This is a genomic window from Rhodococcus sp. NPDC003318 (assembly GCF_042879035.1).
In the GTDB taxonomy this organism is placed as follows: Bacteria; Actinomycetota; Actinomycetes; order Mycobacteriales; family Mycobacteriaceae; genus Rhodococcus_G.
Genome location: NZ_JBIAOU010000014.1, coordinates 1 through 16361, shown reverse-complemented (window position 1 = coordinate 16361; position 16361 = coordinate 1). Strand labels below are relative to the sequence as shown.

Genomic DNA, 16361 nt, shown 5'->3' with positions numbered 1-16361 from the left:
GCACCGCAACCTACGGTTGCGTAGGTTACGTTCCGTCGACCTCCGGGGAGCACCGCATGACCGTCCTGGCCGATCCGCTCCTACCGGTCCGGCCCCGCCTGCGGGGATGGATCCACCTGTGGGCGTTCGCGGTGGCGGTGTTCGCCGGCGCGACCCTGGTCGCCTGCTCCACGACGGCGTCCGTTCCCGCGGCGTTCGCGACCGCGGTCTACGCGACGACGGTCTGCGGCGTGTTCGGCGTCAGTGCCGCCTACCACCGGGTGCACTGGCCGACCGCGCGGGCCCGCACGTGGATGAAGCGTGCCGACCACTCGATGATCTTCCTGTTCATCGCGGGGAGTTACACACCGTTCGCGCTCCTGGCACTGCCCGAGGCCACCGGCCGCGCCCTGCTCGCCGTCGTGTGGGCGGGGGCGCTGGCCGGTGTGGCGTTGAAGATGTTGTGGCCCAGCGCGCCTCGCTGGGTGGGCGTGCCGCTGTACCTGCTGTTGGGGTGGGCGATCGTTCCCGTGGCCGGCGACCTGGTGCAGCAGGTGGGCTGGCCTCCACTGATCCTGCTCGCCGTCGGTGGTGTGCTGTACAGCGTCGGGGCCGTCCTCTACGCCACGAAGTGGCCGGACCCGTGGCCCGCGACGTTCGGCCATCACGAGTTCTTCCACGCGGGCACCGTCGTCGCGGCGCTGTGCCACTACGTCGCGGTGTGGATCGTCGTGTTCGCCTGACGGGCCGCGCCGACAGCCGCGATCAGCGTGCGGAGTTCGGCCGCGAACTCCTCCCCCGACACCGGCTGCGCCACGACCCGGTCGCCGCCGCGGACGAGGTACCGACCGTCGGCGAAGTCCATCCAGTGCACCACTTCGCCGCCCTCCGACGGCCGCCAGTCCGCGGCGGGACCGGGAAGAACGCCGATCTCCCCGACCGCGGTGCGGGGCCGGCCGAAGAACACCCGAGAGGCCTCGTCCGGATCGAGCCGCCCCGCCCGCCGCATCAACGACCCCGGTCCGGCCCCCGGCCGCGGCACCACCACCCCGCGCCCCGCGCCCCTGGCGACGACGGGCAGCGCCGCCACGATCGTCGCGGCGAGACCGGATGCCGGTCCGGCCGTGATCCGCACATCCCCTCCGCGGTCGGGGTCGGCTCCGGGCAGTTGCCGGGCCGCCACACCGACACCGGCGCGGATCCCCGCGTGCAGGCGGATCGGGGCGATCACGCCCGCGTCGTGGAGGCCGAACACCTCGACGCGCACCGCGGGCACGAACAGCGCGGACAGCGCCCCGTGCAGCGCGTCGTCGAGACGCGTTGCGATCCGCCGGGCGGCGGTACGGCGCGCGGCGCGATGTTCGTCCTCCGTTGCCGCGTCGCCCCGGTACACCAGCGGGTACGGCAACCGATCCCGCCCGAGCAACCGCCACAGCACGTCGAACTCCACGGCCGTGAGGCACCAGGTACCCGGCGCCGGCCGGCCGCCGCTCCCATCGGGAAAACGTTCCATACCCGAGTCGGACGCACACCGGTCCCGATCGGTTCCGCCGGATCTCCCGGCTACGCCGTCGTCGCGGGCGGGTGCCGACGCCCCAGTGCCTCGATCAACTCGTCGGCAGTGGTGACCGGCCGGTCACAGACGAATCCGCGGCACACGTAGGCGGCGTCGTGCCCGTCGACGCGGGGACGGTCGGCGAGCAGGGGCGCCGAGTCCGGCCTCCCGCCGACCACCACGACCCCACCGGGCGCGTGCCTGCGGGCCGTGTCGACCAGCGCGGAGTCCCCGCCGTCGGTGGCGACGGCGACCTGGACCGACCCGCGGATCGCGGCCTCCGCCACGGCCAGCCAGTGCCCCGCCGAGCGAGCGGCCTTCTGCAGCAACGGAACACCACGGTCGAGAGTCGCGGCCGCGGACTCGGCGTAGCGGGCGGCCCGGTCGGGCTGCGACAGCGCCGACGCGAGCAGCAGTGCCTCGGCCATCGTCGACGCCCCCGCCGGGGTCGCCCCGTCGAACGGATCGCGTGGCCGCGCGATCAACGTCTCGGCGTCGTCGGCGGTGTCGAACCAGCAACCCGGCTCGTCCGGGTCGGCGAAATGGTCGAGAGCGAGGTCGATCGTCTCCTGTGCGCGCGTGAGCCATTCGATGTCGCCGGTCACCTGGTGCAGGGTCAGCAGTCCGGTCGCGAGCGCTCCGTGGTCGTCGAGGACCGCCGCGGACGCCCCGACGACGCCGCCGAGCGAGGCGCGACGCAGGCGACCGTCGACGACGTGCAACGCGAGCAGTTCACGCGCGCACGCCGCGGCCGCCTCCACCCAGTCGGCGCGGCCGAGACCGGCGCCCGCCTCGGCCAGTGCGGTGACGGCCAGACCGTTCCAGGCCGTGACCACCTTGTCGTCGCGGGCGGGTTGCGGTCGGGTGGAACGCACGTCGAAAAGACTGCGCCGCACCGTGTCCCAGCGCGCGTCGTCGTCGGGGTCCGCGGGCAACTGCAGCACCGACGTCCCCGCCTCGAAGGTGCCTGCCGAGCTGACCCCGAGCAGGCCTGCCGCCCACACACCGTCCTCGAATCCGAGGGCGTCGATCAGTTGTTCCGGGGTCCACGCGTACGTCAGGCCCTCGACCCCGTCGGTGTCGGCGTCGAGCGCGGACGCGAAACAGCCTGTTTCGGTGCGCAGTTCACGCAGCAGGAAGTCGGCGGTCTGCTCCGCGACACGCAGTGCCAGCGCGGAGCCGGTCCGCCGGCCGAGGTGCGCGTAGAACCGCAGCAGCTGGGTGTTGTCGTAGAGCATCTTCTCGAAGTGCGGGACCACCCACTCGGCATCGACCGAGTAGCGGGCGAATCCCCCGGCGAGCTGGTCGTAGATGCCGCCGCGGGCCATCGCCTCCGCCGTCCGCACCACCGATTCCAGGACGAGCGCGGAGCCGGTGCGTTCGTGACTGCGCAGCATTCCCTCGAGCAGTGCCGACGGCGGAAACTTCGGGGCGCGACCGAAACCGCCGCGTTCGACGTCCTCGTCGGCGCGGGCCGCGGCGACCGCCCGGTCGAGCAGCGTGGCGTCCAGTGGCGCCACCCCCGAGGGCAGGCCGCCACCCGCCGCGCGCAGTTCGGCGGTGATCGCCGCCGACGCCGTCGTCACCTCGTCGCGGCGGGAACGCCAGGTGTCGGTGATCGCGGTGAGCAACTGGGTGAAGGACGGCATGCCGCCGCGCGGGGCGGGCGGGTAGTAGGTGCCGCAGTAGAACGGTTCGGCGTCGGGCGTCAGGAAGCACGTCATCGGCCACCCGCCCTGCCCCGTCGTCGCGACCGTCGCGTTCATGTAGATCGCGTCGAGATCCGGCCGCTCCTCACGGTCCACTTTGATGCAGACGAAGTGTTCGTTCATCAGCGCGGCGGTCGCCTCGTCCTCGAAGGACTCGTGCGCCATCACGTGGCACCAGTGACATGCCGCGTAGCCGATGGACAGCAGTACCGGGACGTCCCGTTCCCGGGCCCAGGCCAGCGCCTCGGACCCCCACTGCTGCCAGTACACCGGATTGTCGGCGTGCTGACGCAGGTACGGGCTCGTGGCCTCGCCCAGAGTGTTGCGCGACCGCGTGGACATGCCCTAGCTCGAGGCCTGCGTCGGCGGCTCGGCCGTCTTCCCGGACTGCGCCGGGTCGGTCCGCGTGCCCGGGCGGGGGGTCCCGGCGCCGCCGCGGTCGGTGCCCTCGTCGGCCGCCTGATCCGCCTCCGGGTGCTCCGGCTCGAAGGTGTCGGGCAGTTTCCGCAGCTGCTTGTTCATCGACCGGATCAGCAGCACGGTGCCGACCAGCAGCGCAACGATGATGAGAAGGCCGACCGGGGACGCCTTGCCGAACTCGGGACCGGTCGGGGTGCCGGGGGTCTGCGCCAGCCAACCGACTGCCGCACTTGCCAGAATCACTTCGTCTCCTCTTGCCGTCCCGGGGTCACACCGACGTGGTCGAGCCCGGCGAACAGGTCGGTCTCCGGAATCGCGGTCGTGACTCGGGTCTTGGCCAACTCGAACTCCTCGGTCGGCCAGATCTTCTGCTGGATCTCGAGCGGCACCACGAAGAACGAGCCGTTCGGGTCGATCTGGGTCGCGTGGGCCCGCAGGGCGTCGTCGCGCTGCGGGAAGTAGTCACCGCAGGTGATCTGGGTGGTGACGCGACCCATGATGTCGCCCTGCTCGGTCTTCCACTTCTTCAGCCATTCCGCCATCGGGAACTCCTCACCGCGGCGGTTGTACTCGTCCTGGAACTGCAGCAGGCGCTTGCGGATGAAACCGTGGGAGTAGTACAGCTTCTTGACCTCCCACGGCGGACCCGCGTCGGGAAACCGTTCGGGGTCGCCCGCCGCCTCGAACGCGGCCATCGACACCTCGTGACAGCGGATGTGGTCGGGATGCGGGTACCCGCCGTTCTCGTCGTACGTCGTCATCACGTGCGGGCGGAACTTCCGGACCACGCGGACCAGCGCCTCCGTCGACTCCTCGAGCGGAACCAGCGCGAAGCACCCGTCGGGCAGCGGGGGCTTCGGGTCGCCCTCCGGCAGGCCCGAGTCGACGAACCCCAGCCACATCTGGTCGACACCCAGGATGCGGGCGGCGTTCGCCATCTCCTCCTTGCGGACGTCGCTGATCCGGTCCCGGATCCCCGGCACGTCCATCGCGGGGTTGAGGATGTCGCCGCGCTCGCCGCCCGTCAGGGTCACCACCAGCACGTCGTTGCCTTCGGAGGCGTAGCGGGCCATCGTCGCAGCACCCTTGCTCGACTCGTCGTCGGGATGGGCGTGCACGGCCATGAGACGCAATCCGCTCACAGTCTTCCTTCACCTCAGCTTCGCCTGGAACCTACGTGTGGTGGCCGCCCGTCGGGTACGAATGGCCTCCGGACACCACCCGACCCGTCACGTCGACCGCACGGGCGGAGCCGTGATGTCCTTCCCCTATAGTTCCACCCGACACCTCCAGCGTCACCGTGACCCTGTCCGGATCGGACGCAGGAGGGCGCCCAGCCGGGCGACGCGCAGCGCCCGGACCTCTGCACGAGAGCCGAGTTGATGACCGAGACGATCCCCTCCGACCGCTATCCGACGCCGAAGGGCAGCGTGCGAGGGTCCCGGATCACCGCCGTCGTGCTCACCATCGGTGTCGTCCTGCTCGGGCTCGCGCTCGCCTTCTACGCCTACAACCGGCTCGGGACCAAGGACATCGAGTCCGAGATGCAGCAGTACTCGATCGTCGACGACTCGACGATCACTCTCAGCTTCACCGTCACCCGCGACGACCCGTCCCAGCCGGCACTGTGCATCGTGCGGTCCCGCTCCCGGGACGGCTCCGAAACCGGTCGTCGCGAGATCGTGATCCAACCCTCGGAGAACGGCACCGTCCAGGTGGACACCGAGATCGTCGCGTCACAACCGCCCGCGGTCGCGGACATCTACGGTTGCGGTTCCGACATCCCCGCGTATCTGGACGTCGACTGACCGGACCATCCGCTGTCGTGCCACGCAGACCTCGATTCTCGATGGAAAATCCCAGCTCGTGCTAAACTACGGCGATACACGGTTCCGGTTTGGAACCGTGTATTGCTGCATTTGCATCCTGATGTGCGCGTCCGACGCACCGGGATGCATCGGCGGCCAGCTGCAGAGGGCGGCGGGGCGCGTGCTCACCACCCGGTGAGCCGACCGGGGGATGAGATTCATCCGGACGAACGCGTGCTCCACCGCCGCCGACCACCGGATCGGTGGTCCGTCCAGGGGACCCCCAGGGGTTCCGACTACGAGGAGTGATCGAGCATGACCGAGACCCAGGTGACCTGGCTGACCCAGGAGTCACACGACCGGCTCAAGAGCGAACTCGACCAGCTCATTGCCAACCGTCCGGTCATCGCGGCCGAGATCAACGAGCGACGCGAAGAGGGCGACCTGAAGGAGAACGGCGGCTACCACGCCGCCCGCGAGGAGCAGGGCCAGCAGGAGGCCCGGATCCGCCAGCTCCAGGAGCTGCTCAACAGCGCGAAGGTCGGCGAGGCCCCCACCCAGTCCGGCGTCGCGCTGCCCGGTTCGGTCGTCAAGGTCTACTACGACGGTGACGAAACGGACACCGAGACCTTCCTCATCGCCACCCGCGAGGAGGGCTCGCGCAACAACCAGCTCGAGGTCTACTCCCCGAACTCCCCGCTCGGCGGCGCGCTGCTCAACGCCGCGGTCGGCGACACCCGCGAGTACATCCTGCCCAACGGCAAGACCATGAAGGTCACCCTGCTCAGCGCGGAGCCGTACCACTCCTGAGTCGTCACGACGACGAACGAGACCCCGGTCGCGAACAACTCGGACCGGGGTCTCGCCGTTTCTCGCCCGGTGAGGCAGCCACCCCCTGCCGGACTGCCCCACCGGAACGCGGAGCCGACGCCCACCCGACCCTCCCCCGGTCGAGCGCACTTTCGGCCCACAACAAGTCAGACGCGGCGATGCCGCGATCGGTTCCACCGGAGTCCGAGTGGATCCTCGGATCAGGCGTCGGCGAACCTCTCACTGAGCAGTTCGACGAGATCCTCCGGTTCGGCGTCGTCGTCGGCGAGCAACTCGAGCACCTCGGCGCGGAGTTCGGCGCTCACCGGCTCGACACCGCCGAGGACCTGCAGCCGGCTGCCGGTGGGGACCACGCGCGCGCAGATCAGCTCCCCGACCTCGAGCGGCACCTCGACCGTGACGTCGACCTCCTCGCCGGTGCGCAGGTCCTTCAGCCGCACCGCGGCGCCGTCCACCGCGACCACCTCGTGCACGGATCGCCGCGCCAGCAGCCACCGCCCGGCGAGGTCGAGTTCGTCGGCGGGCAACAGCACGCCACGGCGGGCGACGAACAGCTCGAACAGCCTGCCCTCGAAGAGCGCCACGTCGAGCACCAGCGGGTCCTCGAAGGCCCGGGCGACCGCGTCCTCGTCGTCCCAGTACGTGGCGCGCAACTCCGCCAGCCCGAGCACCAGGTCGAACAGGGACGTCGACTGCGCGTAGAGCCGCGCCTTCTCGTACAGCCAGTGCGCACGGTCGTCGAGCGTGGTGTCCGACTTGCCGAGGTGACAGACCTTGTACTTGCGGCCGGAACCGCACCAGCACTTGTCGTTCCGCCCGAGCTCGGGGTGTTCGGCCGGCGCGAACCGCTGCAGCACCGCGTGGAGTCGTTCGCTGTCGCCGCCCTCGATGCGGCTCAGCAGCGACAGGCCGCGTTCGGCGTCGCCGCGGTCCGAGGCGATCTGCGCGAGTTCGAACAGCGCGGGCGTCCACTCCTCGTCCATCGCGGCCGCGTCACCGAAATGCAGTTCGGCCTGCCGCACGTCACCGAGAGAGTCTGCGGCCATCCCCGCCAGCCAGTGCGCGGACGCCTTCGACCGGCGCGCGCCCCGGTCCGCGACGGCGAGCGAGGCCGCGTACAGCGCCGGGACGTGGTCGCCGTCGAGCCCGTAGACGATGTCGAGGGTGGCCGCGGCGGCCGCCGGATCCTCCAGTCCCGCATAGCGACTCGGGTCGCGGTCGACGACCTCCCGGACGGCGGCAGGGTCGGGTTCGTCGACACCGGCGAACCCGACCAGTTCCAGGAACGCGAGCACCCCGTCGACCTCGTCGGGGTGCAGGTCGTGCTCCCGCGCGACCATCGCGACGTGGGTACCGAGGTGGTGGGCGTCGAAGTCGAATCCGCGGGCCGCGACGTAGCCGCCCTCGCGAACGTAACCGGCCGCCTCGACGAGCTCGCCGAGCGGCACCGTCGGAGCCGTGCACAGCGTCGCGTCGTCGGCGAGCAGCTGCCAGGACACGGTCTCGAGATTGTCGGCGTTGTCCGCACCGACAATGCGGTCCAGCGCCTGCGTCAGGTCGGGTGCGTCCGCGAGATCGCCTGGTACCGACTGTAGTTCGATCGCACCGCCCCGCACCGCGACCGCGACGACGTCGCCCTCCGAAAACTGTTGCAGCGTTTCGGTTCCGAACTGCATGGCCGCGCCCTCGGGGAAGTCCTCGTCGGCGAGACCCAGCGCTGCCAACTCGTCGGCGTCGAAGTCCGAGTACAGCACGCGCACCGGCGCGTCGTCGTCGGCCATGGCCGACAGCACCAGCGGCGCCAGGTCCGGCTCGGCGTCGAGCAGTCCCGATGCGATCTCGGCTGCGGTGAGGCGGTGGGTGAACACCCGCCCCTCGAGCAGTACGTCGAGCGCGACGTCGCGGCCGTCGACGAGCCGACCCACTCTGGGGTCGTCGAGCAGTTCGACGAGTTCGGTCAGCTCCGTGACCGTCCCGTGTCCGGCGTCCGCGAGCATCTCCGCCCAGTCCTCCGACGTCAACGGCCCACTCTCGCGCAGCACGGCGACCGCCGCCTCGACCGTCGGGGCATGGGTATCCGGGTTGTTCACACTCACCCCCTGATCCTAGGCACTTCGTGCGTGTGCGCGGCGTTGGTAGCGGGGGCTACCAACGCCGCGCACAGGCGGCGGAGCCCCATCAGACGATCCGACGAACCTTCATGCCGTCGAACACCGGCGCGATCTTCACGACGTCGCCGGTCTGGGGGGCGTGCACCATCTGCCCGTTGCCGATGTAGATCGCGACGTGCCCGGGGCCGCCGGCCTGCCAGTTACCGAAGAGCAGATCGCCGGGACGGGCTTCGGACATCGGGATCTCGACACCGATGTCCCACTGCGTCTCCGAGGTCCTCGGCAGGGCCAGGGTGTCGGACGTTCCGGAGTAGACGGCGTAGGACGTCAGGCCGGAACAGTCGAAGCCGCCACCGGACGGACCGTTGATGTTGCCGCCGCCCCAGACGTACGGCAGCCCGAGGTAGCGCAGCGCCGCCTCGACCACCTTGCTGCCGATGCTTCCGTCGGACCCGGACAGCGGGGCGAGGATCGCCGCGAACACCGCCTCCGAATCACGGATCTTCTTCACGTAGGGCTGGGTCTGGTGCTCGTAGTCGTAGGCGCCGCTGGGCATCCCGCCCGCGCGACGCACCGCGTCGACACCCGCGTTGTACCCGGCGAGGGTCAGATCGAGGGTGTCGCCCTGGACGACACCCTGCCTCTTCCACTCCTCGATCTGCCCGTACATGTCGCACAGCAGGTGCCCGGACGCCATGACCGGGTCCGCGACACCGAGGATGTCGGCCTTCCCGTCGCCGTCGGCGTCCTTGCCGTACTTCTCCCAGGTGCCCGGCATGAACTGCCCCGGGCCGCGCGCGCCGGTGCGTGACACCGGCGCGGTGGGGCCGTACCGGAAGCCGTTCTCGGCGTTGTACAGGGCCGCGATGATCGGCGGCGTGATGCCGTCGCAGAGGGCGCCTGCCTTGTTGAACCACGGCACGAACACCGCGATCGAACCGATCGGTGCGATGTTGCCGCCCGGGAACGCCGCGTCGAACGATGTCACGGCGCGGGAGGCATCGCCGCCGAACGGAATGTCGGCGCCGTCGTCGCCATAGGCGTCCTGATAGGTGTCGCGAAACGGCGGGGCCTCGACCACCGGCGGCGGGGCCGGGGCGGGCACGGGAGCGGGTGGTTCGGGTGGTGGCGGCGGGAGGTAGGGGTCGATCGCGTCCGTCGCGGCGTTCGACGCGCCCTCGACCGCCTGCTTCGCCGGCTCCTGCAGCTGCTCGGGCAGCATCCCGATCACGTCGTCGACCTGCTGGTTCGTCGCCGGCGCCGTGGCCTGGAAGGATTCGATCGCCTGTGTCGCCTGGTCCTTGACCGGGGCGGGTAGGTCTGCCCCCTGTACGAGACCGCCAAGTGCCGTCGCAACGGCAACGATGACCGCCGCTGGGTCAACCGCCATGCGTGTCCTCCCTCTTTCGGCCGAGCCGCCTCAGCGCCCCGACCGCCCCCTGTATGTGACTCGCATTACCGTATGACGCTTCCCGGGATAACGGGTCTGTTTCAAGCGAACTCTCAGACAGCCTTCAGAATTCGCGGTACTCGGGGTACCGCTAAAATCGGGGGCCGTGTTACATGCGCCCACTCCTACCGCTGGACCCGAACCGGAAAACCGGCGTCGTCGACGGCGCCGAGCACCTCGTCGCGGTGCCGAGGGCCCCGCGTCTCCACCGTCAACAGCACCTCGACCTCGTCGAGACCGAGGTCGTCTGCGGTACGCGCGTGCACGACATCGACGACGCTGGCGCCGGTTGCTCCGACCACCGTGAGCAGCCCCGCGAGACCGCCGGGCCGATCCGGGATCCGGACCCGCACCGCAAGGTACCGACCGGAGGCCCGCAAGCCGTGCGTGATCACGTGGGTGAGCAGGAGCGGATCGATGTTGCCGCCGGACAGAATCGCGCACACCGGCCCGTCCAGATGCGGCGTCGAGTCGGTGAGCGCGGCCACCGCGGCAGCCCCGGCAGGCTCGACGATCACCTTGGCTCGTTCCATGCACAGCAGCAGTGCATGCGAGAGCGCGTCCTCGCTGACGGTGAGGATGTCGTCGACCTGCTCGACGACGTGCGCGAAAGGCACCCGGCCCGGCAACCCGACCGCGATACCGTCGGCCATCGTCGACATCGACTCCGCCGCCGCCGGTTCGCCCGCGGCGAGGGACGCAGGCCAGGCCGCTGCCTGCGCCGCCTGCACTCCGACCACGCGCACGCCGGGCCGCTCGGCACGGATCGCGGCGGCGACACCCGCGATCAGGCCCCCGCCGCCGGTCGGGACCAGCACGGTCCCCACGTCGGGGAACTGGTCGAGGATCTCGAGTCCGACGGTGGCCTGGCCGGCCACGACGTCGACGTGGTCGAAGGGGTGGATCAGGACCGATCCCGTCTCGGCCGCGAACTCCTCCGCCGCCGACAACGCCTCGTCGACGGTGTTGCCCCGCAGGTGCACGGTGGCGCCGTAGGCACGGGTCGCGACGAGCTTCGGCAGCGACGCGCCGACCGGCATGAACACCGTGGCGGCCACCCCGAGTTGCCGAGCCGCCCAGGCCACTCCCTGCGCGTGATTGCCCGCACTGGCCGCGACCACACCGGCACGGAGCTCCTCCGGGGTCAGCTGCACCATCCGGTTGTAGGCGCCCCGCGGTTTGAACGAGCCGGTGTGCTGCAGGTTCTCGCACTTGAGCCGGACCTCGTGACCGGTCCGCTCGGAGAGCACCCTCGACTCCAGCATCGGCGTCCGGCGGATCACGGGAGCGAGGGCACGCTCGGCCGCCGCGATCCGGGCGGGCGTCACGAGCTCCACACCCGTCAGCCTAAGGCGGCCGCGCTGCTCGTGCGCGCCGATCGCGCACGAGCAGCGACGCTGCCTACTTCAGGGCCTGCTCGATGTCGGCGAGCAGGTCGGCGGCGTCCTCGATGCCGACCGACAGCCGCACCAGATCGTCGGGTACCTCGAGCTCGGAACCCGCGGTCGAGGCGTGCGTCATCGCACCCGGGTGCTCGATCAGGGACTCGACGCCACCGAGCGACTCGGCGAGCGTGAAGAGCTGCGTGCGCGAGCAGAAGTCGAGAGCCGCCTGCCTGCCTCCCTCGAGACGCACCGACACCATCCCGCCGAACCGGCGCATCTGGCGCGACGCGACGGCGTGACCGGGATGCGAGGCCAGGCCCGGGTAGATCACCTGCTTGACCGCGGAGTGACCGGACAGCAAATCCACGACCTTCTCCGCGTTGTCGCTGTGCCGCTCCATCCGCAGCGCCAACGTCTTGATGCCGCGCATCGTCAGGTAGGCGTCGAACGGTCCGGGCACCGCACCCGCACCGTTCTGCAGGAACGCGAACGCGGTGTCGAGTTCCTCGTCGTTCGTGATCAGCGCACCACCGACGACGTCGGAGTGCCCGCCGAGGTACTTGGTCGTCGAGTGCAGGGCGATGTCGGCGCCGAGCGCCAGCGGCTGCTGCAGGTACGGCGAGGCGAAGGTGTTGTCCACCACGATCTTCGCCCCGGCGTCGTGCGCGACCGCCGACAGTGCCTCGATGTCGCCGATGTTGAGCAGCGGATTGGTCGGCGTCTCGACCCACACCAGCTTGGTGTTCGGACGGATCGCCGCACGCACGGCGTCGACGTCGTTGATCGGAGCCGGAGTGTGCTCGATCCCCCACTGCGCGAACACCTTGTCGATCAGCCGGAACGTGCCGCCGTAGGCGTCGTTCGGGATCACCAGGTGATCACCGGGCCGCAGCACCGACCGCAGCACACAGTCGGTGGCGGCCATGCCCGACGAGAACGCACGCCCGAACGTGCCGCCCTCGATCGCGGCGAGGTTCGCCTCGAACGGCCGCCGCGTCGGGTTGCCGGTGCGCGCGTACTCGAATCCGTCGCGCATCCCGCCGACCCCGTCCTGGGCGAACGTGGAACTGGCATAGATCGGCACGTTGACCGCGCCGGTCTGCGGATCCGGCTCGTAGCCGGCGTGGATGGCCTTGGTGGAGAATCCCTGCTGGTGCTCGCTCATGGCGACAGCCTAGCGAGCAGAGGACTACGCGCCCGCGCTGAGGAACCCGAGCAGATCCTGGCGGGTGATGACGCCGACCGGCTTGCCGTCGTCGACGACCATCAGCGCATCGGTGTCGCCGAGCGCCTTCGTCGCGGCGCTCACCGGCTCGCCGGAACCGATCAGCGGGAACGCCGGACTCATGTGCTTCGAGACCGGGTCCGCCAGCTGCGCGCGACCTTCGAAGACCGCGGAGAGCAACTCGCGCTCGGTGACGCTGCCCGCGACCTCGCCCGCCATGACGGGGGGTTCCGCGCCGACCACCGGCATCTGCGAGACGCCGTACTCGCGGAGGATCTCGATCGCGTCGCGCAGCGTCTCGGTCGGGTGCGTGTGGACGAGGTCGGGCAGTTCGCCGGACTTGCCGCGCAGCACGTCCCCGACGGTCGGCTCGGCGGCCTTGCTGCCGTCGAGCGCGGTGCGCAGGAAGCCGTACGACGCCATCCACTTGTCGTTGAAGATCTTCGACAGGTAGCCGCGGCCACCGTCCGGAAGCAGCACCACGACCACGGCGTCCGGGTCGCGCTCGGCGACCTTGATCGCCGCGACGACGGCCATGCCGCAGGAGCCGCCGACGAGCAGACCCTCCTCACGGGCCAGGCGACGGGTCATGTCGAACGAGTCGGCGTCGGAGACGGCGATGATCTCGTCGGGGATCGACGGGTCGTAGGCACTGGGCCAGAAGTCCTCGCCGACGCCCTCGACCAGGTAGGGACGGCCGGTGCCGCCGGAGTAGACCGAGCCCTCCGGGTCCGCGCCGATCACCTTCACCTTCCCGCCGGAGACCTCCTTGAGGTAGCGCCCGGTGCCGGTGATGGTTCCGCCCGTGCCGACGCCGGCGACGAAGTGCGTGATCTTGCCCTCGGTGTCGCGCCAGATCTCGGGGCCGGTGGTCTCGTAGTGGCTGTCCGGACCGCCGGGGTTGGAGTACTGGTCCGGCTTCCAGGCGCCGGGGATCTCCTGCACGAGACGGTCGGAGACGTTGTAGTAGCTGTCGGGGTGCTCGGGCGCGACCGCGGTCGGGCACACCACGACCTCGGCACCGTAGGCCTTGAGCACGTTGCGCTTGTCCTCGCTGACCTTGTCGGGGCAGACGAAGACACACTTGTAGCCGCGCTGCTGCGCGACGAGGGCCAGGCCGATTCCGGTGTTGCCGGAGGTCGGCTCGACGATCGTGCCGCCGGGCTTCAACGCTCCCGACGCCTCGGCCGCGTCGACCATCTTGACGGCGATCCGGTCCTTGGAGCTGCCACCCGGGTTGAGGTACTCGATCTTCGCCGCGACCAGGCCGGAGCCGGACGGGACGACCGAGTTCAGCTTGACCAGGGGGGTGTTTCCGATGAGGTCGACGACATGATCCGCGATGCGCATGCCTCCATCGTCCCAGAGTGCGCGGTGTCGGCAACATCTGGTCCACGGACCTCGGCAACGGACGCGGGTTGGCACTAGATTCGGGTGGTGTCAGCTGCCATCACGACCGGAAGGTGCGTGCGGTGCCCACCAGCGGATGGAAGACGGCCGCGAAGGCGGGAGCGGCGGCCGCGGTCGCCGGCTCCTCGGCGGGGACGGCGTCGTGGGCGGTCTACACCTACCTGATGGGGCAGGCCGGCGCGGCCCGCGGCGTGATCGGCCGCAACGTCGCCAAACCACCCGAGGCCGACGGCGTCTACACGGCGGGCTGCGGCGCACCGACCCGCTGGCACCCCGGGGTCCCGTACGACCAGCACCTGATGGTCTTCGGGGACTCGACCGCCGCGGGCGTGGGCTGCGCGGTGCCGGACGAGGTGATCGGCGTCCGCCTGGCCCGGGGCCTCGCCGAGGAGACCGGCAAGCGAATCCGGTTGAGCACCAAGGCGATCGGCGGCGCCACCTCGAAGGGACTCGAGAGTCAGGTGGACGCGATGTTCGTCGCGGGCCCGCCTCCCGACGCCGCAGTGATCCTGATCGGCGCCAACGACGTCACCGCGAAGAACAGCATCCCCGCATCCGCCCGACGACTCGGCGACGCCGTCGCACGGTTGCGGGCGAGTGGCGCCGTGGTGGTCGTCGGCACCTGTCCCGATCTCGGCGTGGTCACCGCGATCCCGCAGCCGCTGCGCACCGTCGTCCGGCGGTGGGGTCGGGTACTGGCACGCCTGCAGCGGGCGGCGGTGCTGGAGGCGGGCGGACATCCCGTGCCGCTCGCGGACCTGATGGCCCGCGAGTTCCTCGCCGCGCCCGACACGATGTTCTCCGCCGACCGGTTCCACCCGTCCGCCGCCGGGTACGAACTGGCGGCCCGGCAGTTGTTGCCGGTCCTCGCGACCGCTCTCGGTGAGTGGGACGGCGGCCCGCTCCCGTCCCTGCCCACCGTGTCCGAGGCCGCCGACGCCAACGACCTCGGCCACCGGATCCGATTCGCCGCCAATCGCTTCCGCCGCCACCAGGCCAGCGCCGCCGAACCCGTCGCACGGATCCGGTCCGGTACCCCGCAGGCGAATCTCACAGAACGTCCCGGTGGGTGAGCTACTGCATGGTAGGAACGGCCGCACCACGACGTAACGTCAGCCCGACGCCATCGCTGTCGCGTTCGACACGACAGCACACAACGAAGGAGTTCTCATGCCCGAGGCAGTAATCGTCTCCGCCGTGCGGTCGCCGATCGGCCGTGCCGGCAAGGGATCGCTCAAGGACGTCCGACCGGACGACCTCGCCGCGCAGATGGTCGCCGCCGCGCTGGCGAAGGTGCCCGAGCTCGATCCCGCCGAGGTCGACGACCTGATGCTCGGCTGCGGCCAGCCCGGCGGCAAGGCCGGCTTCAACATCGCCAAGGTCGTCGCGACCACCCTCGGCTACGACTTCATGCCGGGCGTGACCGTCAACCGCTACTGTTCGTCGTCGCTGCAGACCACCCGCATGGCGATGCACGCGATCCGTGCCGGTGAGGGCGACGTCTACATCTCCGCCGGCGTCGAGTCCGTCTCGAGCTTCCCGTCCGGCAACGCCGACGGCTGGCCGAACACCCACAACGAGCTGTACGCCGACGCCGAGGCCCGCACCACCACCCTCGCCCAGGGCGGCGTCGCGTGGTCCGACCCGCGCGAGGACGGCAAGCTCCCCGACATCTACATCGCGATGGGCCAGACCGCCGAGAACGTCGCGTCCCTGACCGGCATCTCCCGGGAGGACCAGGACCGCTGGGGGGTGCGCTCGCAGAACCGCGCCGAGGACGCCATCAAGCGCGGCTTCTTCGAGAAGGAGATCACCCCGGTCACCCTCGCCGACGGCTCCGTCGTCTCCACCGACGACGGCCCGCGCCCCGGCACCACCTACGAGGCGGTCAGCCAGCTCAAGCCGGTGTTCCGGCCCGACGGCACCGTCACCGCCGGCAACGCCTGCCCGCTCAACGACGGCGCCGCCGCGCTGGTGATCATGTCCGACACCAAGGCCAAGGCCCTCGGCCTGACGCCGCTCGCCCGGATCGTGTCCACCGCCGCGACCGGCCTGTCCCCGGAGATCATGGGCCTCGGCCCGATCGAGGCCGTCAAGAAGGCCCTCGGCTACGCGAAGATGTCCACCTCGGACATCGACCTGTTCGAGATCAACGAGGCCTTCGCCGTGCAGGTGCTCGGCTCCGCCCGGGCCCTGGACCTCGACGAGGACAGGATCAACATCTCCGGCGGCGCGATCGCCATCGGCCACCCCTTCGGCATGACCGGTGCCCGCATCACCAACACGCTGCTCAACAATTTGCGTGAGCAGGACAAGACCTTCGGCGTCGAGACCATGTGCGTCGGCGGCGGCCAGGGCATGGCGATGGTGCTGGAGCGTCTGAGCTAGTGTCCTGAGTCTTTAATTCGGGTGCAGTAGCTGGCGATGGAGTCGAGAATCTGGTCGGCGGTCTTCACCCAGACGTACGGGCGGGGGTTG

At 70.4% G+C, this 16361-nt stretch carries 14 protein-coding genes; 5 read left to right on the top strand and 9 right to left on the bottom strand.

The window, feature by feature from the left end; all coding sequences use genetic code 11:
• The first annotated feature begins 56 nt into the window (after positions 1-56).
• Complete coding sequence (locus ACFYVR_RS19865; protein ID WP_387476295.1) at positions 57-722, top strand: hemolysin III family protein; 666 nt, start codon at positions 57-59, stop codon at positions 720-722.
• Here the strand turns inward: ACFYVR_RS19865 and ACFYVR_RS19860 are convergent.
• From ACFYVR_RS19860 to mca, 4 genes are all read right to left on the bottom strand, one after another.
• Positions 689-1429 carry an ESX secretion-associated protein EspG gene (locus ACFYVR_RS19860; RefSeq protein ID WP_387476293.1) on the bottom strand — a complete coding sequence of 247 codons (741 nt, stop codon included), beginning with the start codon at positions 1427-1429 and terminating at the stop codon, positions 689-691. The genes ACFYVR_RS19865 and ACFYVR_RS19860 overlap by 34 nt on opposite strands.
• Positions 1430-1542: 113 nt before the next feature.
• Positions 1543-3585, bottom strand: a complete 2043-nt coding sequence (locus ACFYVR_RS19855) for a thioredoxin domain-containing protein (protein WP_387476291.1) — start codon at positions 3583-3585, stop codon at positions 1543-1545.
• 3 nt (positions 3586-3588) lie between these two features.
• Positions 3589-3906: a hypothetical protein gene (locus ACFYVR_RS19850; RefSeq protein ID WP_387476289.1), complete on the bottom strand. Its 318-nt coding sequence runs from the start codon at positions 3904-3906 to the stop codon at positions 3589-3591.
• Positions 3903-4805, bottom strand: coding sequence for a mycothiol conjugate amidase Mca (gene mca, locus ACFYVR_RS19845; protein ID WP_387476287.1), 903 nt, complete (start codon positions 4803-4805; stop codon positions 3903-3905). The genes ACFYVR_RS19850 and mca overlap by 4 nt, the downstream gene beginning before the upstream one ends.
• A 240-nt stretch (positions 4806-5045) precedes the next feature.
• Here mca and ACFYVR_RS19840 point away from each other — a divergent pair, with 240 nt between their 5' ends.
• Positions 5046-5471, top strand: coding sequence for a DUF4307 domain-containing protein (locus tag ACFYVR_RS19840; RefSeq protein ID WP_387476285.1), 426 nt, complete (start codon positions 5046-5048; stop codon positions 5469-5471).
• 315 nt (positions 5472-5786) lie between these two features.
• A complete protein-coding gene (gene greA, locus ACFYVR_RS19835) occupies positions 5787-6281 on the top strand; it encodes a transcription elongation factor GreA (RefSeq protein ID WP_387476283.1) in 495 nt (164 codons plus the stop codon).
• A gap of 221 nt (positions 6282-6502) precedes the next feature.
• Here the strand turns inward: greA and ACFYVR_RS19830 are convergent, their stop codons facing one another.
• The 5 genes from ACFYVR_RS19830 to ACFYVR_RS19810 form a co-directional block, all read right to left on the bottom strand.
• Positions 6503-8398 carry an SEC-C metal-binding domain-containing protein gene (locus ACFYVR_RS19830; RefSeq protein WP_387476282.1) on the bottom strand — a complete coding sequence of 632 codons (1896 nt, stop codon included), beginning with the start codon at positions 8396-8398 and terminating at the stop codon, positions 6503-6505.
• 82 nt (positions 8399-8480) lie between these two features.
• A complete protein-coding gene (locus ACFYVR_RS19825) occupies positions 8481-9803 on the bottom strand; it encodes an NlpC/P60 family protein (protein ID WP_387476280.1) in 1323 nt (440 codons plus the stop codon).
• A 185-nt stretch (positions 9804-9988) separates the two neighbouring features.
• Positions 9989-11209 carry a threonine ammonia-lyase gene (ilvA, locus tag ACFYVR_RS19820; protein ID WP_387476457.1) on the bottom strand — a complete coding sequence of 407 codons (1221 nt, stop codon included), beginning with the start codon at positions 11207-11209 and terminating at the stop codon, positions 9989-9991.
• Positions 11210-11264: 55 nt separating this feature from the next.
• The gene (locus tag ACFYVR_RS19815) at positions 11265-12413 is read right to left on the bottom strand and encodes a cystathionine gamma-synthase (RefSeq protein WP_387476278.1); all 1149 of its coding nucleotides are present in this window, start codon (positions 12411-12413) and stop codon (positions 11265-11267) included.
• A 24-nt stretch (positions 12414-12437) separates the two neighbouring features.
• A complete protein-coding gene (locus ACFYVR_RS19810; RefSeq protein ID WP_387476276.1) occupies positions 12438-13823 on the bottom strand; it encodes a cystathionine beta-synthase in 1386 nt (461 codons plus the stop codon).
• Between the two features lie 122 nt (positions 13824-13945).
• On the opposite strand from ACFYVR_RS19810, the gene ACFYVR_RS19805 reads away from it, so the two are divergent.
• On the top strand, positions 13946-14956 hold the full coding sequence (locus tag ACFYVR_RS19805) for an SGNH/GDSL hydrolase family protein (RefSeq protein ID WP_387476274.1): 1011 nt from the start codon (positions 13946-13948) through the stop codon (positions 14954-14956).
• Between the two features lie 97 nt (positions 14957-15053).
• Positions 15054-16271 (top strand): acetyl-CoA C-acetyltransferase, encoded by a 1218-nt coding sequence (locus ACFYVR_RS19800; protein ID WP_387476272.1) that lies wholly within the window; start codon positions 15054-15056, stop codon positions 16269-16271.
• The last annotated feature ends 90 nt before the right edge of the window (positions 16272-16361 follow it).

Bases quoted from the DNA above. Each gene is read 5' to 3' on its own strand.
- ACFYVR_RS19865 (WP_387476295.1), top strand. From the start codon at position 57: ATGACCGTCCTGGCCGATCCGCTCCTACCGGTCCGGCCCCGCCTGCGG.
- ACFYVR_RS19855 (WP_387476291.1), bottom strand. From the start codon at position 3,585: ATGTCCACGCGGTCGCGCAACACTCTGGGCGAGGCCACGAGCCCGTAC.
- ACFYVR_RS19840 (WP_387476285.1), top strand. From the start codon at position 5,046: ATGACCGAGACGATCCCCTCCGACCGCTATCCGACGCCGAAGGGCAGC.
- greA (WP_387476283.1), top strand. From the start codon at position 5,787: ATGACCGAGACCCAGGTGACCTGGCTGACCCAGGAGTCACACGACCGG.
- ACFYVR_RS19825 (WP_387476280.1), bottom strand. From the start codon at position 9,803: ATGGCGGTTGACCCAGCGGCGGTCATCGTTGCCGTTGCGACGGCACTT.
- ACFYVR_RS19815 (WP_387476278.1), bottom strand. From the start codon at position 12,413: ATGAGCGAGCACCAGCAGGGATTCTCCACCAAGGCCATCCACGCCGGC.
- ACFYVR_RS19810 (WP_387476276.1), bottom strand. From the start codon at position 13,823: ATGCGCATCGCGGATCATGTCGTCGACCTCATCGGAAACACCCCCCTG.
- ACFYVR_RS19800 (WP_387476272.1), top strand. From the start codon at position 15,054: ATGCCCGAGGCAGTAATCGTCTCCGCCGTGCGGTCGCCGATCGGCCGT.